Source organism: Bradyrhizobium sp. (assembly GCF_049581145.1).
Lineage (GTDB): Bacteria > Pseudomonadota > Alphaproteobacteria > Rhizobiales > Xanthobacteraceae > Bradyrhizobium.
Genome location: NZ_JBAURI010000002.1, coordinates 1 through 4,096, shown reverse-complemented (window position 1 = coordinate 4,096; position 4,096 = coordinate 1). Strand labels below are relative to the sequence as shown.

Annotated in this window: 4 protein-coding genes; 3 read left to right on the top strand and 1 reads right to left on the bottom strand. The window is 64.9% G+C overall.

Features of this window, described 5'->3' with window-relative positions:
• Positions 1-95: 95 nt before the first annotated feature.
• Complete coding sequence (locus WCB02_RS00055; protein WP_423955054.1) at positions 96-1,079, bottom strand: GlxA family transcriptional regulator; 984 nt, start codon at positions 1,077-1,079, stop codon at positions 96-98.
• Between the two features lie 61 nt (positions 1,080-1,140).
• Here WCB02_RS00055 and WCB02_RS00050 point away from each other — a divergent pair, with 61 nt between their 5' ends.
• The 3 genes from WCB02_RS00050 to WCB02_RS00040 all read left to right on the top strand — a co-directional run.
• Positions 1,141-2,391: a sarcosine oxidase subunit beta family protein gene (locus WCB02_RS00050; RefSeq protein ID WP_423955053.1), complete on the top strand. Its 1,251-nt coding sequence runs from the start codon at positions 1,141-1,143 to the stop codon at positions 2,389-2,391.
• A gap of 26 nt (positions 2,392-2,417) precedes the next feature.
• Complete coding sequence (locus WCB02_RS00045; protein ID WP_423955052.1) at positions 2,418-2,681, top strand: sarcosine oxidase subunit delta; 264 nt, start codon at positions 2,418-2,420, stop codon at positions 2,679-2,681.
• An 11-nt stretch (positions 2,682-2,692) separates the two neighbouring features.
• The coding region (locus WCB02_RS00040; RefSeq protein WP_423955051.1) for a 2Fe-2S iron-sulfur cluster-binding protein at positions 2,693-4,096 on the top strand (1,404 nt) is incomplete at its 3' end.

Sequence of the window (4,096 nt, the reverse complement as noted above, 5' to 3'; positions counted from 1 at the left end):
CAGGAGAGGTCCGACTGCTTGGAAACGAAAGGTTTGATGGAATCGCTCCCACGATCAGCCTTCGATCCGGCACCTCCAGGAGCGCTTCTCAATGGCTAACGGGCCTTTCGTTCCTGTCTCGGTGCTACGCCGAAGTGCCGCCGGTAGCTTCTCGAAAAATGCATCGGTGCGGCAAAGCCGGTTGCGAGCGCGATTTCACCAATCGGGACGGTGGTCTGGCGAAGCAGGACCTTGGCTCGTTCGAGCCTGATCCGCTGGTAGCGCCGGCCGATTGTGGTGCCGAGATGCCGGGCAAACAGGCGCTCGAGCTGGCGCAACGATATGCCGACACAGACTGCCAATTCACTCGGCGCAAGCGGCGTCTCGATCTTCTGCTCCATGCGCAACAACGTCTCCACCAGCTTCGGATGGTGCACGCCGAAACGCTCGGTCGGCGACAAGCGCTGCGCAACTTCGCCACGGCGAATCTGGGTCTGCAGGAACCAGTCGCTGACCGCCGCGGCGACGCCCGCGCCGTGATCAATGCGGATCAGCGCATGCATCATGTCGAGTGCGGCGATGCCGCCGGCGCAGGTAAAACGGTCGCGGTCGATTTCGAACAGCGAATGGCTGAGCTGAAGATGGGGAAATCTTTCGACGAAGGCCGGGATGTGCTCCCAGTGCACCGTGCACCGGTATCCATCGAGCAGGCCGGCTTCGGCGAGAAGATAGGGTCCCGCCGAAACACCACCGAGCCGGACGCCATGCCGGGCGGCGCTGCGCAGAAAAGCGAGCGTCGGCGGATGATCGAACGTTTGCGGGTTACCGCCGGCGCAAACCACCACCGTATCCAGCCGCCCTACGTTTGCAATGCTGGCGTCGGCATGGATGCGCACGCCGTTCGATGCGGCGGTCTCGCCGCCGTGGATGGCGATGTGGCGCCAGCAGTAGAGATTTCGCCCGGTCAGCACGTTGGCCGCGCGCAGCGGCTCGACCGCGGAGGCGTAGGACATCAATGCAAAGCCCGGGATCAGCAGGAAGCCTACCCGCAAGGGGCAATCCTTGTCGCCAATGGACAAGTTGTGGTCGTTTTTGGCCATGCCGGAACGTCAATACCAGGACATGCTGCATCTCACAAGTTCGCCTTGAAAGAGCCGGCCCATGCGTTATTCGCTGTTCGCGCTTGCCCGCGGGGCCCTTCGCGGCCATCGCGATTGGCAGCCGGTGTGGCGCGATGCCGCTCCGCGTAAGACGTATGACATCGTCATTGTCGGCGGCGGCGGGCACGGCCTCGCCACCGCCTATTATCTCGCCAAGGAGCACGGCATCCGCAATATCGCTGTGGTCGAGAAGGGCTGGATCGGATCCGGCAATGCCGGTCGCAATACCACGATCATCCGCTCCAATTATCTGCTGCCGGGCAACGAACCGTTCTACGAATGGTCGATGAAGCTGTGGGAAGGCCTGGAGCAGGACCTGAACTTCAATGTCATGGTCAGCCAGCGCGGCGTGCTCAACCTTTATCATTCCGACGCCCAGCGCGACGCCTTCGCCCGCCGCGGCAACGCCATGCGCCTTTCCGGCGCCGATGCGGACATGCTCGACATCGATGCCGTACGCCGCATGCTGCCCTTTCTCGATTTCGACAATGCGCGCTTTCCCATCAAGGGCGGACTGCTGCAGCGACGCGGCGGGACCGCGCGCCATGACGCCGTCGTCTGGGGATACGCACGCGGCGCCAGTGATCGCGGCGTCGATATCGTCCAGAATTGCGAGGTGACGGGGTTCCTGCGGGACCGTGAGCGCATCGTCGGGGTCGAAACCACCAGAGGCCCGATCGGGGCCGGCACGGTCGGTCTGGCCGTCGCCGGCAGCAGTTCGCGGGTCGCGGCACTGGCCGGACTGAAATTGCCGATCGAAAGCCATGTGCTGCAAGCCTTCGTGTCGGAGGCAATCGAGCCATCCGTCCCCGGCGTCGTCACCTTCGGCGCCGGTCATTTCTACATCAGCCAGTCCGACAAGGGCGGCCTGGTGTTCGGCGGCGATATCGACGGCTACAACTCCTACGCCCAGCGCGGCAATCTTCCGACCGTGGAAGATGTCTGCGAGGGCGGCATGGCCTTGATGCCCGCGATCGGGCGCCTGCGAATGCTGCGATCCTGGGCCGGCCTGGTGGACATGTCGATGGACGGCTCTCCGATCATGGACCACACGCCGATCGAGGGTCTCTTGCTCAACGCCGGCTGGTGCTATGGCGGCTTCAAGGCAACCCCCGCATCCGGCTGGTGCTTCGCGCATTTGCTGGCACGGGATCAATCCCACCCGCTTGCCGCCGCCTACCGCCTCGATCGTTTCGCAACCGGGCACCTGATCGATGAAAAAGGTCAGGGTGCCCAGCCGAACCTGCATTGAAGCTGAGAATCGTTGGGCGTCAAAAAATGCGTATTCCCTGTCCTTTCTGCGGTGAACGCGACCTCGCCGAGTTCGCCTATTACGGCGACACCATGGGGCGGCCCGATCCGGAGGCGTCGGACGCGCCGCGCCAGTTCTATGAAGCCGTCTATCTGCGCGACAATCCGGCGGGCCGGCATGACGAATACTGGTATCACGCCAACGGATGCCGCAGCTGGCTGCGCGTCACGCGCGACACGCGCACGCACGAGGTGCTCGCTGCGGCTTATGCACGCACGGCCGCGCCATGAGCAGCATGACAATGCGTAAACCTGCCATGAACCGGCTTGCTGCCGGGGGCCTGATCGACCGCAAGCAGCCGCTGCGGTTCTCATTTGATGGCACGACCTATCATGGCTATGCCGGCGACACGCTGGCATCTGCCCTGCTCGGCGATGGTGTTCGGCTCTTCGGCCGCTCCTTCAAATATCATCGGTCCCGCGGCGTGCTGACCGCGGGCACCGAAGAACCCAATGCCCTGGTCGAATTGCGGCGCGGTGCCCACCGCGAACCGAACACGCGCGCCACCGCCGTCGAGCTGTTCGAAGGCCTGGAGGCGCAGAGCCAGAACAGGTGGCCGTCGCTGCGCTTTGACGTCGGCGCGATCAATTCGCTGCTCTCGCCGCTGTTTGCTGCGGGCTTCTACTACAAGACCTTCATGTGGCCGGCGTCGTTCTGGGAAAAGATCTACGAGCCCGCGATCCGCCGCGCGGCCGGCCTTGGCCGCGCCAGCATGCGCGCCGATCCCGACGCCTACGACAAGATGCACGCGTTCTGCGACCTGCTGGTCATTGGGGGCGGCACTGCGGGACTTGCGGCAGCACTCACCGCCGGCCGGTCCGGCGCTCGGGTCATCCTGTGCGACGAAGATTACGTGCTTGGCGGTCGCCTTAACGGCGATGTGCGGGACATCGAGGGATGCCCAGGTTCGGTCTGGGCGCAGCACACCGCGGCGGCGCTCGATGCACTGCCCAACGTCCGCGTGCTGCGCAGGACGACCGTGTTCGGCGTCTATGACGGGGGCAGCTATGGCGCAGTCGAGCGGGTGTCGGATCATCTTGCGGCGCCAGATAGGCATCGGCCGCGACAGCGATTGTGGAAGATCGTCGCCAGGCAAAGCGTGCTCGCAACCGGCGCCATCGAACGGCCGATCGTGTTCGGCGGCAACGATCGGCCCGGCGTGATGATGGCATCCGCCGTGCGCGCCTACCTGAACCGCTTTGCGGTGGCGCCCGGACGGCGAGCCGCGGTCTTCACCTGCTGCGACGACGCCTGGACCACTGCGTTCGACCTGGTCAGGGCCGGGACGTCGGTCGAAGCGATCCTCGATACGCGCAGCGAAATCGATCCCCGGCTCGCCGCCAAAGCCGCGCAATCGGGAATCCCGGTCTTTCGCGGGGCTCAGATCGTCGACACACACGGCGCCCGTGAGCTGAGGGCGATAACCGTTCGCACCGCCGACGGCCGGTCGACCGATTTCAAAGCCGATCTGCTCGCGATGTCGGGCGGTTGGAATCCCAATCTCGCCTTGTCGACCCATCTCGGCAGCCGGCCGAACTGGTCCGATGCGCTGGCCGCTTTCGTCCCCAATCAGCCTCCGCCCGGCATGCGCGTGGCCGGCGCGGCCGGCGGATCGTTTGCGCTCGCCGACGGACTTCGCGAGGGC